We start from the raw sequence: 18,138 nt of genomic DNA, 5'->3' as shown, positions 1-18,138 counted from the left end.
CGCGTACCGACGAAGGGCTCCGAGAGGGGCCTTTCGTCGTTAACGACGGGGCAGCGGGGCTGGCGACGCGGACGCGCTCAGTCGAGCGACACCCGCGCCGCTTCCAGCTCGGCGATCATCGCGCGTCCGGCGTTGGAGAGCGTGCGCTCGGTATGCACGAGGTAGCCCAGTCGACGTTCGATGGGCGGGTGAACGACCTCGAGAGTCACGACGTCGGCATCGATCATGCTCTCCGGCAGCACGCTCCAGCCCAGCCCGATGCTCGCCATCATCTTGAGCGTCTCCAGGTAGTTGGTCGACAGCGCCACGTCGACGGCGAGCCCCGCCCGGTCGAAGGCGTCGACGACGATGTCCCGTGTGAAGGTGAGCGGCCCCGGCAGTACCGCCGGATGACCCACCAGGTCGACGAGCTCGAGCGGGCCGCGCCCGGCGAGCGGATGCTCCGGGGCGCAGACGAAACGCAGGCGGTCGACCCATACCGGAATCGACTCGACCTGCGGGTTCGGCTGCGGGGAGAGGGTCACCACCGCGAGTTCGATCTCCCCGGAGAGCACCCCGTGATAGGCCTGCTCGGAGTCGAGAAAGCGCAGATTGAGATCGACCTCGGGATACGCCTGCGTGAACGCCTTGAGCACCGGCGGCAGCCGGTGCAGCCCGACGTGGTGACTGGTGGCCAGCGTCAGGCTGCCGCGCACCTCGCCGCTCAGATTGGTGAGCTGGCGCCGGCTATCCTCGACCAGCTGCAGAATCTGGCGTGCCCGGGGTAGCAGTAGCCGGCCCGCCTCGGTGAGCCCGACGCGGCGGTTGATCCGATCGAAGAGCTTGGCCCCGGTCTGCGACTCCAGCGTGGCGATGCGCTTACTGATCGCCGGCTGGGTCAGGTGAAGCTGCTCGCCGGCGAGCGAGAACGACTTGAGATCCGCTACCGCAATGAAGGCCTGAAGGCTCTGGGTATCCATGGGCGTTTCCCTGTGCGCCGGTCGAGCGCGACATGCCTGACGCGGGGCGCGTCGCGATTGCCGCTCTCGGATTGCGTTTTTGACCCCGATTTTCGCCTTCGGCTATCGACCTGGGCTCTCGAGTTCCGCTTATGAATTCCTTTATGGAATCCAAAGCATGATAAAGATGAATTGTCTTTATGGAAGCGAAAACCGTAAGCTGGCTTCACGATTCCGAGCGCGCCAGTGAACGCGCCGACTACGGGAGGCGTCGCGCTGACGCCTTCCCTCGAGAACCCGGTCGACGACGCCGCGCAGACGGTGAGCGACGGAGGAGAGAACCGATGGCAGGCCAGACCCTTTACGACAAGCTGTGGACGCAGCACCTGGTGACCAGCCGCGACGACGGCTCGGCACTGATCTATATCGATCGCCACCTGCTGCACGAAGTCACCTCGCCGCAGGCCTTCGAGGGGCTGCGGCTGGCCGGGCGCAAGCCGTGGCGGCGTGATGCCAACCTGGCAACGCCGGATCACAACGTGCCCACCACGCTCAAGGAGCGCTCGGCGGGCAATGCCGGCATTCTCGACGACGTCTCGCGGATTCAGGTCGAGACCTTGGACTCGAACTGCGAAAGCTTCGATATCGAAGAGTTTCGCATCAACGACGAACGTCAGGGCATCGTCCATGTGGTCGGCCCGGAGCAGGGCGCCACGCTGCCCGGGATGACCGTCGTCTGCGGCGACTCCCACACCGCCACCCATGGCGCCTTCGCCGCGCTTTCTCACGGTATCGGCACCTCCGAGGTCGAGCACGTGCTGGCGACCCAGTGCCTGATCGCGCAGAAGATGAAGAACATGCAGGTGCGCGTCGAGGGTGAGCTCGGCCTCGGCGTCACGGCCAAGGACATCGTGCTGGCGGTGATCGGGCGTATCGGCACCGCCGGCGGCACCGGCTACGCCATCGAGTTCGCCGGCAGCGCGATTCGCGATCTCTCCATGGAGGGACGCATGACCATCTGCAACATGGCGATCGAGGCCGGCGCCCGCGTCGGCCTGGTGGCAGTGGACGACAACACCATCGAGTACCTGCGCGGCCGTCCCTACGCGCCGAGCGACGCGCAGTGGCCGGCGGCGGTAGAGGCGTGGCGTGAGCTGGTCTCCGATGCCGATGCGCCCTTCGACAAGGTGGTCGAGCTCGACGCCGCCGACATCGAACCGCAGGTGACCTGGGGTACCAGTCCGGAGATGGTGGTCAACGTCTCCGCCAACGTGCCGGACCCGGCCGCTGCCGAGGACGAGACGGTCGGCCGCGGCATGACCCGCGCACTGGAGTACATGGGCCTCGAGGCCGGGCAGAAGATCACCGACATCACCCTCGACAAGATCTTCATCGGCTCCTGCACTAACTCGCGCATCGAGGATCTGCGCGAAGCGGCCAAGGTTGCCCGTGGGCGCAAGGTTGCCGACGGCATCCAGCTCGCCATGGTGGTGCCGGGCTCGGGGCTGGTGAAGCGCCTCGCCGAGGCCGAAGGGCTCGACAAGATCTTCATCGAAGCCGGCTTCGAATGGCGCGAGCCGGGCTGCTCGATGTGTCTGGCGATGAACGCCGACAAGCTGGGCGCCGGCGAGCGCTGCGCCTCCACGTCGAATCGTAACTTCGAAGGTCGGCAGGGTTATGGCGGACGCACGCACCTGGTGAGCCCGGCGATGGCCGCGGCCGCGGCCATCGAGGGTCACTTCGTCGACGTGCGTGACTACGACTACGCCCCGAGCGATGCGCTGAGCGCCTGAGGAGACCCGTCATGAAGAAATTCGAACGCCTGCAGGGCTTGGTCGCGCCGCTGGATCGCGCCAACGTCGATACCGACCTGATCATTCCCAAGCAGTTTCTGAAATCGATCAAGCGTACCGGCTTCGGCCCGAACCTGTTCGACGAGCTCCGCTATCTCGACGAAGGCTATCCCGGCCAGGACGCCTCCCAGCGACCACTCAATCCGGAGTTCGTGCTCAACCGTCCGCGCTACCAGGGTGCCGAGGTGCTGCTGGCTCGGCGTAACTTCGGCTGCGGCAGCTCCCGCGAGCACGCCCCCTGGGCCCTGGACGACTTCGGCTTCCGCGCGGTAATCGCCCCGAGCTTTGCCGATATCTTCTACAACAACTCGTTCAAGAACGGCATTCTGCTGATTCCCCTGGCCGAAGAGACCGTCGAACGGCTGTTCCAGGAGACCGAGGCCAACGAGGGATACCGGCTGGATATCGATCTCGCCAAGCAGCGCGTCATCACCTCGAGCGGTGAGGAGATCCCGTTCGATGTCGACCCGTTTCGTAAACACTGTCTGCTCGAGGGGCTCGACGACATCGGCCTGACGCTGGAGCAGGGTGGTGCGATCGCCGAGTTCGAATCGCGCCATCGCGCCGCTCAGCCCTGGCTGTTTCGAGATGTCTGAGGTCCCTGCGAAGAACGATCACGATGCGGTGGTCGAGCGCCAGTTTGGCGCTCAGGCGGGTGCCTACATCAGCAGTAGCGTCCACGCCCAAGGTCAGGAGTTCGCGCCGCTGCGTGAGCGGGTCGGGGCGATCGCCGAGGCGCGCGTGCTAGATCTCGGCTGTGGCGCCGGTCACGTCAGTTTCCAGGTGGCCGACCTGGCTCAGCATGTCGTCGCCTACGACCTGTCGCCCCGGATGCTCGAGGTGGTGGCCGGCGCCGCCGCCGAACGGGGCATGAACACGATTGAAACCGTGCAGGGCATTGCCGAGTCGTTGCCGTTCGCGGACAACAGCTTCGATGTGGTGTGCAGCCGCTTCTCTGCGCATCACTGGCGTGACGTTGGGCTGGCGCTGCGTGAAGCGCGGCGAGTCCTGAAGCCGGGCGGACTGGCCGCATTCATTGACGTGACAGCATCGGAACAGCCGCTTTTCGATAGCTTCCTGCAAAGCGTCGAGATGCTGCGGGACACCAGCCATGTGCGCGATTACGCCCCCAGTGAGTGGGCACAGATGATCGGTGAAGCCGGACTGGTGATGACCGCCAGTTCGCGCCAGCGCCTTCGCCTGGATTTCGACACGTGGATTGCTCGGATGCGCACGCCGGATGTAATGCGCGACGCGATTCGCCATTTACAGAGCCAGGTCGGTCAGGAGGTGCGCGACGCCTTCGAGATCGCCGACGACGGTTCCTTCACGACCGATATGCTGGTGTTGTGGGCGACCAAAGAACACGCTTGAGGAAAACGCATGAGCAAGAAAATTCTGGTGCTGCCGGGTGACGGCATCGGCCCGGAAATCACCGCCGAGGCGGTCAAGATTCTGAACGCCTGTCGTGATGCCGGTCTCGATGTCGAACTCGAGGAAGCGCTGGTGGGCGGCGCCGGCTATGACGCAGCCGGCGATCCGCTGCCGGCGGCGACGCTTGCGAAGGCGAAGTCGGCCGATGCCATCCTGCTCGGCGCCGTCGGCGGGCCGCAGTGGGATACGCTGGAAGATCTCTCCAAGCGGCCAGAAAAGGGGCTGCTGGGGCTTCGCAAGAATCTGAATCTGTTCGCCAACCTGCGCCCGGCGCTGCTCTATCCGCAGCTCGCCGAGGCGTCGACGCTGAAGCCGGAGGTGGTCGCCGGGCTCGACATCATGATCGTGCGCGAGCTGACCGGCGGGATCTACTTCGGCCAGCCCCGGGGAATCGAAGAGCGCGACGGTGAGCGCGTCGGCTACAACACCTACGTCTACTCGGAGTCGGAGATCGAGCGTATCGGTCGCGTCGCCTTCGAGATGGCGCAAAAGCGCGGCGGCAAGCTCTGCTCGGTGGACAAGGCCAACGTGCTCGAGGTGACCATCCTCTGGCGCGAAGTGATGAACCGTCTCGCGCCGGAGTATCCGGACGTCGAGCTTACGCACATGTACGTCGACAACGCCGCCATGCAGCTGGTGCGCGCGCCCAAGCAGTTCGACGTGGTGGTGACCGGTAACATGTTCGGCGACATCCTCTCCGATGCCGCGGCGATGCTGACAGGCTCCATCGGCATGCTGCCCTCGGCATCGCTCAACGAGCGCCAGCAGGGCATGTACGAGCCGTGCCACGGCAGCGCGCCGGACATCGCCGGCCAGGGCCTGGCCAATCCGCTGGCGACGATACTCTCGGTGGCGATGATGCTGCGCTACTCGCTGGGCCAGGCCGAGCTTGCCGCGCGCATCGAGCGCGCCGTCGGTCAGGTGCTCGACGACGGCCTGCGCACGGCGGACATCGCCTATCCGGGGACGCGTCAGGTGTCCACCGGCGAAATGGGCGACGCCGTGCTGGCCGCTTTTAACCAGGCATGAACCGGCACGCGAGCCGAGGCGAGCGCCGAGGTGCGCTAGACTGACATCGCCGGCCGCCGCGAGCGGCCTCGAGTTTCATTCAATTCCAACGTATCGCGGGGTAGTTCAACGATGCTGAAAGTCGGATTCGTGGGCTGGCGCGGAATGGTCGGTTCCGTGCTGATGCAGCGCATGCTGGACGACAACGATTTCGCCGGGATCGAGCCGATCTTCTTTTCCACCTCCCAGACCGGCCAGCCCGGCCCGGACGTCGGCGTCGACGTGCCACCGCTCAAGGACGCCAACGACATCGATCAACTGCGAGCGATGGACGTGATCGTCACCTGCCAGGGCGGCGACTATACCGGCGCGGTCTATCAGAATCTGCGCGAAGCCGGCTGGCAGGGCTACTGGATCGATGCGGCAAGCACGCTGCGCATGGCCGACGAGGCGACCATTGTCCTCGACCCGGTCAACCGCGGCGTCATCGACGCGCAGCTCGACCGTGGGGCAAAGACATTCGTGGGCGGCAACTGCACCGTCAGCCTGATGCTGATGGGGCTCGGCGGTCTGTTCGAAGCGGACATGGTCGAGTGGATGACCTCCATGACCTATCAGGCCGCCTCCGGCTCCGGCGCCAAGCACATGCGCGAGCTGCTCAATCAGATGGGGGCGCTGCATGCCTCGGTGGCCGGCGACCTGGCCACGCCGTCGAGCGCGATTCTGGATATCGATCGCGACGTCACCGCCAACATGCGTGGCGGTGATTTCCCGGTCGACAACTTCGGCGCGCCGCTGGCCGGCAGCCTGCTGCCGTGGATCGACAAGGCGATGGACAACGGCCAGAGCAAGGAGGAGTGGAAAGGCGGCGTCGAGACCAACAAGATTCTCGCCACCGGCGACAGCCCCATTCCCATCGACGGCCTCTGCGTGCGTATCGGCGCGATGCGCTCCCATAGCCAGGCGTTCACCATCAAGCTGAAGCAGGACGTGCCGCTCGACGAGATCGAGGATCGTCTGGCGCACCACAATCCCTGGGTCAAGGTCGTCCCCAACACCCAGGAGGCGACGGTGCAGCAGCTCACGCCGTCGGCGGTGAGTGGCACGATGGACGTGCCCGTCGGCCGCCTGCGCAAGCTGGCGATGGGCGGCGAGTACCTGACCGCTTTCAGTGTCGGCGATCAGCTCCTCTGGGGCGCGGCAGAGCCGCTCAAACGCATGCTCGGTATCCTGCGCGAGCGAGCTTGATTGCTTCCCGCACCCTCTCGTGCCTTGATCTCCTCTCGTATCGTCACAAGCCCCGGGTCGCGACTCGGGGCGTTTTTATAGCGAGTTCGATCCGTCGATGCGCGGCGATCTGTTCTAGCGCTGATCGCCGACAGGGCACGAGCCGCCGTGAGCCGATGTGCTCTAACAGCACCGCTCGTCATTCGATCCGGTAGTGGAAGGTGTTCTTCACCTCGGGTACGACGACTCTTTGGCCGCTGACGACCCGGGGTTCGTAACGAAACTGGCGGGCGGCTTCCAGCGACGGCCGAACGAACATGGGATGGCAGTCGCCGACGACATGCGGATTCTCCACCCGACCCTGCGTATTGACCCGGTAGGCTACGGTGCATTCCCCCTCGATGCGACGATTCAGTGCGTTTTGAGGGTAGTCGGGAGCCTGCTTGTTGATCGGCCGGTACTGGCTGGTATCGGCGGCCGCTGAAGCGGCGGCTCTTTGCGCCGCTTCGGCGCGGCCCTGTTCGCGTTGCGCAGCCTCGCGCTGCTGCTCGAGAACTGCCTCTCGTTGGATCTGTTCCTGTAGCGCCGCTTCCCGAGCCTGTGCCTCCCGCGCTTGCTGTCGTCGCTCCTGTTCGAGACGCTCTTGTTCGAGACGCTCTTGTTCGAGACGCTCCTGCTCGAGGCGCTCCTGTTCGAGGCGCTCCTGTTCGAGGCGCTCCTGTTCGAGGCGCTCCTGTTCGAGGCGCTTCTGCTCGAGGCGCTCCTGTTCGATGCGCTCCTCGGCAAGTTCCGCTTCCTCGAGGAGCGCGCGCGCCGGCTCCGGAGGCGGGGGTTCGCTCTCGTCGGGTACGCTTGGCGGGCTAGGGTTGGATACGTGCTGCGGCTCAGGCGGCGCCGTTTCCGCCTCCGGCGAGGCCTCGGTTGGCTCTGGCGATGCCGGGCTCGGTAATTTCAGCATCTCGGTGCTCAGCGTGCGCGACGGCGGGGATGGCGGTGTCTGCGACCAGGCCATCGAAACAAGCAACAGCGCCCCTCCGTGAAGCGCCAGCGTCGCTAGCAGCGGCACTGCTCTCTCGTGCCAGCGCGAGGCAGAGGCGGGTGGCTTGGTGACATCGGCAGTGTCTGACATGGTCACTCCGGGGCCTCGGTGATCAGTCCCAAGCGCGTGATGCCCTCGCGCTGCAAACCGGCGATGCCCGACACGACGCGCCCGTAGTCGGCGTTTTCGTCGGCCCGCACATAGATCTGCGTCTCTGGGTCGGCTTCCACCAAAGCTCCCACGCGCTCGATCATTGCCGCCCGATCGGCGGCCGTTTCCGAGCGCGTTTCGGTATCGACTTCGCTGCCGAGGTGCCAGTAATAGCTGCCATCGGCCTTGACCGAGAGAGTGACGATGCGCCGTTCACCCGGCGTCGGTAGCGCTTGTGCGGCGACCTTCGGAAGCTCGAGCGCGACGCCCTGAGTCAGCATCGGTGCGGTGACCATGAAGATGACCAGCAGCACCAGCATTACATCGATATAGGGCACCACATTCATCTCGGCCTTGGGTTTATGGCGCGTGGCGGGCTTTTTCAACGCAGCCATGTCAGGCGGCCTCCGGCAACGGCTGTCTGTCGCTGTGAGCGGCGCAGTGGAGTCGTGCTTGTAGTTCGTTGGCGAAAGCGTAGTAGCGCGACACCAGGCTGTGATTGCGTGCCGAGAATCGGTTGTAGGCGATGACCGCGGGAATGGCAGCGAAAAGACCTATCGCGGTGGCGATCAGCGCCTCGGCGATACCAGGCGCGACGGTGGCCAACGTGACCTGCTCTACCTGAGACAGGCCAAGAAAGGAGTTCATGATTCCCCATACGGTTCCGAACAAGCCGATATAGGGTGACACCGAGCCGATGGTAGCCAACATCGGCAGGCCCTTCTCGAGTCGCTCTTCCTGCTCGGCGACCGCGACGGCGAGCGTTCTGTCGACGCCTTCGATCAGCGAGTCCGGTGCGATGCCGGGTGTCGCGTTCAGCGCCGTGTAGGCCGCGTAGCCTGACTGGAAGATGCGGCCCATGCCGGCGTCGCGGCTGATCTCCTTCTCCATGAGCGGCGTTAGTTGGCGCGAATCGCGAAAGGTTCGTTGGAACCGGTGGAATTCACGCTCGCTACGCCGCATGACACCGCTTCGGCGGATGATGAGATACCAACTGACGATCGATGCCAGCAGTAGGATGAGCATGACGCCTTGCACGAGGGGGCTGGCGTCAGTGATCAGACTCCAGACGGTGATCTGTTCGACGGCGGATTGCATGTCCAGACTCTCCTGAACCGCCGGCCCATGCCGACGGTGGTTACATTGGCTGAAGCCGACCGCGGATCGCGGTCGGCCGGGGCGATCAATCCAGCTGCAAAGCTTGAGCGATATCCGCCCAGGCAGCGTATTTGTAGTTCTGGTTCTGTTCGGGCAGCCGATTCCGGCCGTCTTGAGCAACCATCAATCCGCGGGAGTAGGCACCGCCAAGATTGGCCGAGGTGACTTCGATGCCATCTGTCTCGGAGGCGCCGTCGATGCCGGCCTCGGCGTTCAGGCCCAAGCGGAAGGCGCCGCGAAGTGCGTAGGGCGGTTCGGCATCGACGACGACATAGCTGTCGTTGCCCTGACTGGAGATGACGAGATAGCTTCTTGCCTCACCCTGGTAGAGCGCCAGGCCTTCTATGTCGGCTTCGATGGGCTCGTCTGCGTCGATGACTTTCTGCAGGGCGCTTGAGGCATCCGCACGCGCCTCGAGCGTCCAGACCGCACGATTCTCCTCGCCGATGAAGAGTCGCTCGCGGCGATCATCAGCCACGCAGCCCTCCGGCTGGGTCGCTACGGCAAACCGGCGAGTGGCCTCGGCCGTGATCCGATCGCCATGAGCGCCCAGGCGGTACTGCACGAAGCGCCCATCCTTGTCGTTGACGATGGCGCTGATCGCACCGTCGCTATTCTTGAAAAGGCACAGCCCGTAGATTTCGTTGAGTTCGGTCGCGGCGTTACCGGCCGCTTCGACGTGACCGTTGGTAGGGTCGATCGAGAAGAACTGCAGGCCGTTGTCATCGCGATGGCTGGCGACGGCGATATCGATCTGACGATCGCCGAGAGTGAAGCCTGCGCGAACATCGACGTTGTTGACCCGACCTACAGGCAGGTACTGAAGCTCGCGCCCCGAGAGATCGTAGACGCCCAGTCCGCCCTGCTTGTCCGTACCCAGCACGCGGCTCTGCTCGGGCTGAGCGGAGAGCCAGATAGCGGGGTCGTCGGCGGCATCGCCCAAGCTCGGTACCGGGTCGGTCTGCACGCGGACCGGAATGCTGACCGGTGAGGAGGGGACGGAAACCGGCGCTGCCTGCCATGCCAGATGCGCATCATGAGTCCGGTCGTCGCCCACGATCAGCAGCCGAAGGCCGTCCTCCTGCATGACCGCGCTGATCTGTTCCGGCTCCTGCACCGATTCGATGGGCAGCGGCGAGAGGGGCTGCCAGCCGTCACCGTCGCGTTGGAAGCGATGCAGTTGCCGGGCGGCGGGGTCGACCATCAGCATCCCACCCGGAATCAACGCCAGGCCCGCGGCGCTCTTCTCCAATTCACCGAAAGGCCGCCGCAGCGCGACCGGCTGACGCGCGAGATCGGCTTCGGGGGAGGCGTCATAGCGCCACAGACCGACATTCTCCTCGTTGATCAGGAGATCGGCATTGGCGTCGTCCACTTGGCAGTGTTCGCTGGCGGGTGGAAAACTCAATTGGCGAACCCGACGCAGGGTGACATCGCGATCCGCATGATCGACGAGCCACTGCTCACCGCGACCCTCCTCACCGATGAGGAAGACGAAAGTATTTCGGGCCGGGTCGCGATAGAGGCAGAGCCCGTCGATCTTGAAATCGGAGCGTTCGAGATAGATGGGCTTTGAGAATTCCTCGTCGCGAAAGCGTATCAGGGCCGCTTGTTGACGATTTTCGTCGAGGGCGGCAACCAGCAGACCCTGGCGGTCGAGTCGGGTATCCAGCGCACCAAAGTGGCCGTCGAGACTAGCGACGGTGGCCCCCGTCGCGTCGAGCAGACGCAACCCGTCGGCGCCGCTCAGCAGTCGTTCTGCGCTCAGGTCCGAGTTTCGTGTATCCAGTAGGCGCGCGGCCTCGACGGTTTCGCCGGCATCAGCGACCTCAAGCGTTGGGTTGGCGCAGAGAGCCGTGCCGGCGTGGGTCAGTCCGCCGAGGGTAACCAGCCCGACGACCAGCGAGCGCTTGCAAGCGACGCGCAGTGAATATCCAGTCATTTAACGAATTCCATCGTGAAAAAGAGGCTTCATTCGTCGAATGAAGCCTTTTGGGTTAGAAGTTGGTCAGCGTCAGACCGAGCTTGTAGGTCGGACCGTATTGCTCGTACTGCGCGTTGTAGTCGTGCGAGCCGGTGTATACGTAGTACGCCTCGTCGGTGACGTTGGCGACATCGAACGACAGGCGCAGGTAGGGCGTCAGGAAGTAACGCGCGCCGAGATCGAGGAAGAGCTGGTCGTCGGTATAGAGGTCGTGATCGGCATCGCCGATCGCGCCCACTTCGGCCAGATAATCGGACTTGTAGTTGGCGGAGGCGCGTAGGCTGAGACGCTCGTTTTCCCATCCCAGCGTGAGATTGGCGACACGATCGGACTGATTGGGGAGATCGACGTCGCGGCTCAGCGTCTGTCCGCTGTCGACGTCGGATCCGGTAATCGTGGCGTCCGAGCGGCTGAAGGTGGCGTTGGCGCTAACGATCAGACCGCCCCAGATGCCCGGCAGCCAGTCGAGTTTCTGCGAGTAAGCCAGTTCGAGCCCGTAAACCTTGGCGCTGTCACCGTTGGCGAAGGTCGCTGCTTCGTAGAAATCCGTCCACTCACCCGTGCCCGCCAGGTCGGTCTGGTAGATGAAGTTGTCGATGTCTTTGTAGAAAGTGAACGCTGAAACGACGCCGCTGCGGCCCATGTAGTGCTCGATGCCGACATCGAAGTTCGACGACTCCAGCGCTTCGAGATCGGGATTACCGAAGCTGGCTTCGTCACCGTCGATGGCATAGCCAGGGGCCATCTGGCCGAACGTCGGACGGACCACGGTGTTGGTCCAGGCGGCGCGCAGCTGGGTTTCGTCGGTCAGCTGATAGCGCGCGTGTAGCCCGGGGAGCCAGTGATCGTAACGTTGGCTCGCCTCGACCGATTCGAATTCACCATCGCGCAGCCCGGTTCCTTCGGATTCCAGGTGGGTACCTTCGTAGCGCACGCCGGCAATGAAGCGCCAGTCCTCCACATCCACACTCTGCATGAGGTAGGCGGCGTCGATGTCTTCCTGGATATCGAAGTCGTTGATGCGCGACTCCTCTTCGTCATAGAAGAGGTCCCGATCCAGATCGACGAGCAGCGAGTCGATGGCGCCGGCGCCGCCGACATTGGCCTGGCTCAACTGATCGGCGCTGTAATAGTCGCCGAGACCCTCGTAGATCCACGTCTCCTGGTCGTTGTCCTTGTCGCGGCGGCTGAGTTTGCCGCCGAACTTAACCTCGCCCCAGAAGCCGCCGATGCTGTTCTCCCGCGCCAGATCCAGACGAACGTTCTTCTCGGTATCGGTCGTTTTCGCATCTTCCCGCTCCACTTCATCGAGGGCGTAGCTGCTCGCGTCTTGAAAGTCCGAATCGATATGGAGCCTGGGGTCGCGCGTGTTGCTGAAGCTGACATCGTCATAGCTGTCGTGACCGGCATAGACGGCCCCGGAGAGGGCGTCGGGCGTCTCTTCGCTAGCGCGGCTATAGCCCACCTGTCCGCTGAGCGTCCACAACCCCATCATGCGCTCGCCGCCAAGCACGTAGGACTGGACTTCCTGGGTCTCCTCGCGGTCCTTGAGCTCGCGTGCCACTTCCGCGCTGCCGGTTTCGCCGGGGCGCAACGGTTCCTCGAATTCGATGATGCTGGCGTTACGCGTCTCGTCGTCCTCGAAACGGCTATACAGCGTACGCAGGTAGTAGTTGGAGTAATCGTCCGGGCGAAAATCGAAGTTCAGCCCCAGTCCGCTACGCTCGCGGGTGATGTCGTAATCGCGGTCTTCTAGCTCCTCCAGGCGCGCGCCATCCTCGAAGTCCCAGGCGCCACCGGTCTCGACATCATCGGAGGCGAAGTTGCGCCGCTGCCAGTTGAAGGCTGCGGCCACTGCCAAATTGTCTTCACCCCCACCCACGCTGAAACGGTCGCTGACGGCACCGGAAAACTTGGGGCTGGATTCGCCGCTGTTGTCGTCGACGCTGCCCTCGCTCGTGACGGTGTAAAACAACCCCTCGTGATCGAAACCGGAGAGGCCCTCGACCTCGATGGTGCCGCCCAGCGAGTTGGCGTCCATATCGGGTGTGGGTGACTTGACCACCGACAGCGACTGCACCAGCTCCGCCGGTATCACGTCCAGAGCGACGGCGCGCCTGTCGCTCTCCGGAGCGGGCAGCAGGGTGCCATTGATGGTAACGGCGTTGAGATCGGGCGCCAGGCCGCGAACGCTAACGAATCGGCCCTCGCCCTGATCGCGCTCCACGGAGATTCCCGGCAGGCGCTGGACCGCCTCGGCCGCGTTCTGATCCGGCAACTGCGCGATGCCGTCGGCGTGCACCACGTTCTGAATGTTGTCCGACTGACGCTGTTCGCGGATCGCCTCGTTGAGACTCGCCGCTTGCCCGACCACGACCACCGTTTCGAGGTTCGATTCGGTCGCGGCGTCTTCATCGGCGGCAAGAAGGGGCGTGCTGGCCAGGATCAGTGCCAGGGCGCTGACGTTGAGACCCGTGAGCGGCGGTGTGCATTTTTTCGTTTTCATCTCGTTTCCCTTGTGATCGATGTTTCGCACGGCTTGCGGTGCGATGGCAGCGAAACCTAGGCAAACCAGATGACGGAGCGGTGACAGTGATCTATGTAATATCAGGAAAACGTTGAATATTTGCGCTTTCCGAGAACGGAATGGGCCGATTTGACCTGCCCTTCAGAACGCCGGAAGCGGGGCGCAGTGGCGATGACCTCCAAAGGCGCGCGGCGAGACGCCCTTTTACTGCCTGACGATCCAAATAGGCTGAGCTGAATTGACCCTTTCACCCATCATCCAACTGTCATCGGGCTCTGTTTCGCTTGCGTAGTCCCGAATGCAGGAATCCCCATGTGAAAACATTGTTCGCGCTACATCGTGTCAAATTGGCTGGGCTGGCGGTGGCGGCCAATCTGGGCTTGATCGCCTACCTCGTGGCTGGCGAGATCAAGCCGGTGGCGATCTGGAGCTGGATGGATGTCTTCGGCGAGGGTGGGTCGGCGCTACTGGTCTTGTGCTGGATCGTGCTGCTGCTCAAGAGCCGCCCCGGCGGGCGTGTCACCGCTTTACTGTTTGCCGGCCTGGCCTGTCTCTTCTTCTCGCTCTGGATGGACACACTGGATGAGTTCATCAAAGTGCCAGTGAGCATTACCTGGGACAAATGGCTGGAATCCGGACCCATGCCGATCGGCTTCATTCTGATCACGCTGGGTATCTATCATTGGCATCGCGAACAGCTGGCGATCAGCCAGCAGATGGAAAAGCGGGAGGGGGCTTTCAGGGAGCATCGCCTGTTCGACCGTCTCACCCCGCTGAGCGGGGCCGACTATCTACGTCTTGAGCTGCAACAGGCGTTGAAGACAGCGCAGGAGGATGGCTGGCCGCTATCGCTGGTCGTCATCGATCTCGATGAATTTGGTCACTTCAACCGGACGCACGGTTATGCGGAAGGGGATAGGGTGCTGCAGACGCTGAGCCAATACCTGCTGCTCAATTTGCGTCGCCACGATCTTCTCTGCCGATTGGCGGGTGATCGCTTCGTCATTCTGCTACCCAATACCGGCGAGTTCCAGGCGCGGCAACTGGCCGAAGCGCTGAAACAAGCCGTGGCGGCCTGGGCCTACCACCGTGATCAGGATGGTGAACGGCTGAGATTATCGGCTAGCGCCGCCAGCGTCACCGCCCGGGAAGAGGATGCCGAATCGGTGCTGCAACGCCTCAATCGAGTGCTGGCGAGCACCCGCGAGCCGATACGGGCGCGTCGTGCCTAGTCCCGCGGCTGGCGATCACGCCTTGCCGTCCTGGCGAGAGAACGACGAGCGTTTCATCCCGGCGCATTATCAGCCCGTGATACTCATCGACATGCTGCTGGGGTGCGGGATCGACAGTCACAAGCTGCTGCGTGGCACGGGTCTGTTCCATGAGGACCTTCTCACGGGTGAGGTCTGTGTCAGCCCCCGTCAGTTCCTCGGTCTGATCGGCAATGCGCGGCAGTTGTTGAAAGCCGATGACTTGAGTTTCCTCTATGGCCAGCGACTATTGCCGGGGCATTACGGGGCTGCGAGTCACGCGCTATGCCAGGTAGGCAATCTGGAAGAGGCGCTGACGCTCTTCTCGGAGCTTCGCAACCTACTAACGCCCTTGGTCGCGCCACGTCTGATCGTCGAGAAGCACACGGCATCGCTTTACTGGGTCGACGCCTATGGGTGTGGCGATCAGTGGCGATTTCTGCTGGAGGCCGGGATGGTTTCCGTGACCTCGGCGTGTCGCTGGCTGGCGAGCAGCCATTTACCCTGGCGATTCGAATTTGCTCACTCGCAGCCCGCCGCCGTGGAGCAGTACTGGGTTCATCTCGATGAGAACGTCCACTTCGACTGCCAGGTGGATCGGCTCTCGATTCCGATCGAATTTCTTCATCAGGCGTGGCCGGGGGGGACTTCGATCGCCGCCAGTGTGGCGCGTCAACAAAGTGAACGGCAGGTGATCGAGCTGGGTGCGCGAGACGGTCTATTAGGGGCCTTGCAGATACATTTCGAAAAGCACATCCGCGAGCCGCTGAATCTCCACGGCGTAGCCGAAGCCTTTGGCTGCAGCCCTACCACCTTCAAGCGCAAGCTCAAGAAACACGGTACGCATTTTCAGCAGCAGTTGGACCTCTCACGAAAGCGCATCGCGCTTCACCTCTATCGTGAACGCGGCTACGCCAACGAGCAGGTCGCGGCTTATTTACGGTTCAACGACGCCACCAATTTTCGGCGCTCCTTCAAACGCTGGACTGGCGTCTCGCCACATGTACTCAAGCAAGACCTTGGCTAGCGTCGAGGCCACGTTTAGCCATTCAAGTTCAATCAGCCTTTGCCGATGAGTGATCACAGACTCATACCAACGCGTAGGCGAGGCACTCCATGCGTCACTGGCTCCCCCTATCTGCTGGCGTGCTCTGGCTTGCGTTCTCGCTGCCGGCGCAGGCGCTTGGGCTCGACGCCCCGAGCGAGACCTCGGCGCTCAACCGGCCGCTCCACGTCGTACTCCCTCTAACGGACAGTCGCGGACTGGACGCGAGGGATGTCACGGTTCGCGTCGCCGATGCCGACGCCTACCGCCGCGTCGGCCTCGTTCCCTCGGCGCTTGGTGACACGCTCGATGCGCGGATCGAGACGACCGGGAGTCGACTGTCGATCGTGCTCGAGAGCCACAGACGCGTCCGCGAGCCCTTCGTCGATCTACTGCTGATCGTCACCTGGCCCGGCGGTGAATGGCAGCGCCAGGTGTCGCTGCTCTTCGATCCTGCCGATTACGTCGGCGCGCCATCGCTGTTGGGAGGCAGCGATGCCGTCGATCCGGGCGGCTACGTCAGCGCGCCGGCGATGGCGGGGCGCTCCGGAGCCGTCGACTCGATCGAAACGGGCCAGCGCCGAACGACAGCGTCCGACGGGCGAGGCGATGCCTGGCCCGCAACGCTGCGCGTTCGACCTGGCAGTACACTCTCGAGTCTCGCCGATGGGCTTGCCAGTCATGGCGTGGCGCGGCGCTCGGCGATGCTCGCGCTCTACCGGACCAACCCCGATGCCTTCGTCGACGGTGACGCCAACCGGCTCCGCGCCGGTGTCACCCTTGAGGTGCCGGCAAGAGCCGAAATCCTAGCGATCGACATGACGGAGGCGCTCGTGACGCTGGCACCGGCGAACGCACCCGGCGTCGATCGTGACGCGCCGAGGGAGTCGCCACCGTCGGAGGTCGTCGCACTGCGCCAGCGCCTGGCGGCGCTCGTCGACACGTCGGAGCGACAGCGCGAGACCATCGATGCGCTTACCCAAGAGCGCGACCGTCTGTTGGCGCGGGCTCCGTCCGATGTCGTGCCGGACGAGACGCCGAGCCCCGAGCCAGCGGCGATCGACGCCGCGCGCGCCGTTGCGACGAGCGAGAGAGCGCGTGACGTTGCGTCGGATGATGGCGAAATAGCCTCGGCGGCGCCCCGAGACGCGGCGGCAGAATCGACCGACGAGGCACCACCGGCGGCGACCCCCGCGATAGCGCCGCCGGCGGTCGCCAGTGAGGGGGCGGCGGGCGAGGTGACGCTGATGGCGTTTCTGAGCGAGCAGGCGCCCTGGCTGGGCGCGGCGCTGCTGGCGCCGCTGCTACTGGTGGGCTGGCGTCAACGCCGTCGCCGCGCGGGTTCGGACGAGACGATTGCCGACACACCGCCGCGATCCCCGAAGAAACCGACGGCCGATGCCGAGGGCGCCTCGATCAGCCAGGCGGATATCCTGATCGCCTACGGCCGGCACGCCGAAGCGCGAGAGTGGCTCGAGCAGCGCCTCGCCAAGGGAGAGGCGCCCAAGCAGCGACTCGGGCTGATTCGCGCGCTCGGCGAGCTCCGAGACATGGAGGCGATGGAGCAGGCGTTTCGGGAGATGCCCGACGACACCCCGCGCCAACGACGCCAGGAGGCGCAGTCGCTAGTCGATCACTATCGGGCACGTTACGTCGACGAGAGCTGGGCGGAGGCGACCGGCGACGAGGCCGAACCTGACGGCGATTCCCAGGAATCGCCAGCGAGCGGACTCGCGGTCGAGGATGACTCGGTGCCAAACGATAAGGGCGAGGACCTTGAGCGGGTCGAACGGGTCGATCGAGAAGAACAGCTCGAGAGAGAAGAGCGAGTCAGGCAAGAGTGGCGATCCGAGCTGGAAGAGCGGACAGAGTCGGATGAACGGGGCGAGTCGGATGTGCGCATTGAGCGGGGCGAAGTCGCGCCGCCTTTGGCAACCGACGACGACGCGGCGAGCGCATCGAAGGGTTCGCGGCTCGACGCCGCCGTAAGGGCCGAAACAAGCGACACCGCCGCGCGCGAGCCTTTCGCCGCCTGGCAAGGGGCGTCAGACGGGATGGCGAATTCGCCCGCCTCGGCGACCATCGACTACGTGCCGCCCACGCTCGAACTCGACGCCGCCTCGAGTCGGGTAGAGGCGGCCGCGGACAACGAGAACGCCATGCCGGTCGTGACCTTCCCGCCGCTATCGGGCAGCGTTCTTGCCGCTGGCACGCCCGGCGAGGTCTCGGCGGGTAGCGATGTCGGAACGCTCGCGCATCGTGAGGAGGAGCTGCGCAGGGTCGACGAGCGCCTGTCCGAGGAGCGTGAGGCCGATGAGCGTGATGCCGATGTGCGTGGGGCATCCGCCGCCGGTGATGGGTCGTTTGATTCGACCGCTCGGAGCGCTGGGGCATCGACCAGCGGCCGGCGCGATACGATCCCCGTCGGTTGGGAGGTCGAGGAGGTGGAATTCGAGCCGTCGCATCGGGATAATGATCGGTCCTAACTCACTCTCCCGACGCAAGTCTCGACTCGACGCAGGTTC

At 64.2% G+C, this 18,138-nt stretch carries 14 protein-coding genes; 8 read left to right on the top strand and 6 right to left on the bottom strand.

What is annotated here, in order from left to right:
- Positions 1–77: 77 nt before the first annotated feature.
- Positions 78–959, bottom strand: a complete 882-nt coding sequence (locus tag DOM33_RS03590; RefSeq protein ID WP_110665876.1) for a LysR family transcriptional regulator — start codon at positions 957–959, stop codon at positions 78–80.
- 323 nt (positions 960–1,282) lie between these two features.
- On the opposite strand from DOM33_RS03590, the gene leuC reads away from it, so the two are divergent.
- The 5 genes from leuC to asd all read left to right on the top strand — a co-directional run bounded on the left by leuC (position 1,283) and on the right by asd (position 6,481).
- Positions 1,283–2,731, top strand: a complete 1,449-nt coding sequence (gene leuC / locus DOM33_RS03585; RefSeq protein ID WP_110665874.1) for a 3-isopropylmalate dehydratase large subunit — start codon at positions 1,283–1,285, stop codon at positions 2,729–2,731.
- 11 nt (positions 2,732–2,742) lie between these two features.
- Positions 2,743–3,387 (top strand): 3-isopropylmalate dehydratase small subunit, encoded by a 645-nt coding sequence (gene leuD / locus DOM33_RS03580; RefSeq protein WP_110665872.1) that lies wholly within the window; start codon positions 2,743–2,745, stop codon positions 3,385–3,387.
- Positions 3,380–4,165 (top strand): class I SAM-dependent methyltransferase, encoded by a 786-nt coding sequence (locus DOM33_RS03575; protein WP_110665870.1) that lies wholly within the window; start codon positions 3,380–3,382, stop codon positions 4,163–4,165. The genes leuD and DOM33_RS03575 overlap by 8 nt, the downstream gene beginning before the upstream one ends.
- Before the next feature lie 9 nt (positions 4,166–4,174).
- Positions 4,175–5,254, top strand: a complete 1,080-nt coding sequence (leuB, locus tag DOM33_RS03570) for a 3-isopropylmalate dehydrogenase (protein WP_110665868.1) — start codon at positions 4,175–4,177, stop codon at positions 5,252–5,254.
- Between the two features lie 111 nt (positions 5,255–5,365).
- Positions 5,366–6,481, top strand: a complete 1,116-nt coding sequence (gene asd / locus DOM33_RS03565; RefSeq protein ID WP_110665866.1) for an aspartate-semialdehyde dehydrogenase — start codon at positions 5,366–5,368, stop codon at positions 6,479–6,481.
- A gap of 178 nt (positions 6,482–6,659) precedes the next feature.
- Here the strand turns inward: asd and DOM33_RS03560 are convergent, their stop codons facing one another.
- The 5 genes from DOM33_RS03560 to DOM33_RS03540 all read right to left on the bottom strand — a co-directional run bounded on the left by DOM33_RS03560 (position 6,660) and on the right by DOM33_RS03540 (position 13,297).
- The gene (locus tag DOM33_RS03560; RefSeq protein WP_162617884.1) at positions 6,660–7,589 is read right to left on the bottom strand and encodes an energy transducer TonB; all 930 of its coding nucleotides are present in this window, start codon (positions 7,587–7,589) and stop codon (positions 6,660–6,662) included.
- Positions 7,590–7,591: 2 nt separating this feature from the next.
- Positions 7,592–8,044 (bottom strand): protein TolR, encoded by a 453-nt coding sequence (gene tolR / locus DOM33_RS03555; protein WP_239495248.1) that lies wholly within the window; start codon positions 8,042–8,044, stop codon positions 7,592–7,594.
- A gap of 1 nt (position 8,045) precedes the next feature.
- Entirely contained in the window at positions 8,046–8,747 is a 702-nt protein-coding gene (gene tolQ, locus DOM33_RS03550) for a protein TolQ (protein WP_110665862.1), read from the bottom strand.
- Between the two features lie 85 nt (positions 8,748–8,832).
- Complete coding sequence (locus DOM33_RS03545; protein WP_110665860.1) at positions 8,833–10,749, bottom strand: phytase; 1,917 nt, start codon at positions 10,747–10,749, stop codon at positions 8,833–8,835.
- A gap of 55 nt (positions 10,750–10,804) precedes the next feature.
- Positions 10,805–13,297: a TonB-dependent receptor gene (locus DOM33_RS03540; protein WP_110665859.1), complete on the bottom strand. Its 2,493-nt coding sequence runs from the start codon at positions 13,295–13,297 to the stop codon at positions 10,805–10,807.
- 335 nt (positions 13,298–13,632) lie between these two features.
- On the opposite strand from DOM33_RS03540, the gene DOM33_RS03535 reads away from it, so the two are divergent.
- The 3 genes from DOM33_RS03535 to DOM33_RS03525 all read left to right on the top strand — a co-directional run bounded on the left by DOM33_RS03535 (position 13,633) and on the right by DOM33_RS03525 (position 18,099).
- Positions 13,633–14,550, top strand: a complete 918-nt coding sequence (locus DOM33_RS03535) for a GGDEF domain-containing protein (protein WP_204352597.1) — start codon at positions 13,633–13,635, stop codon at positions 14,548–14,550.
- Between the two features lie 76 nt (positions 14,551–14,626).
- Positions 14,627–15,595: an AraC family transcriptional regulator gene (locus DOM33_RS03530; RefSeq protein ID WP_204352596.1), complete on the top strand. Its 969-nt coding sequence runs from the start codon at positions 14,627–14,629 to the stop codon at positions 15,593–15,595.
- Between the two features lie 89 nt (positions 15,596–15,684).
- Entirely contained in the window at positions 15,685–18,099 is a 2,415-nt protein-coding gene (locus tag DOM33_RS03525; protein WP_110665853.1) for a type IV pilus assembly protein FimV, read from the top strand.
- Positions 18,100–18,138 lie beyond the last annotated feature (39 nt).

This window comes from Salinicola halophilus (assembly GCF_003206155.1).
GTDB lineage: Bacteria > Pseudomonadota > Gammaproteobacteria > Pseudomonadales > Halomonadaceae > Salinicola > Salinicola halophilus.
The sequence above is the reverse complement of the archived record's forward strand: the minus strand, read 5'-3'. Positions and strand labels throughout refer to the sequence as shown.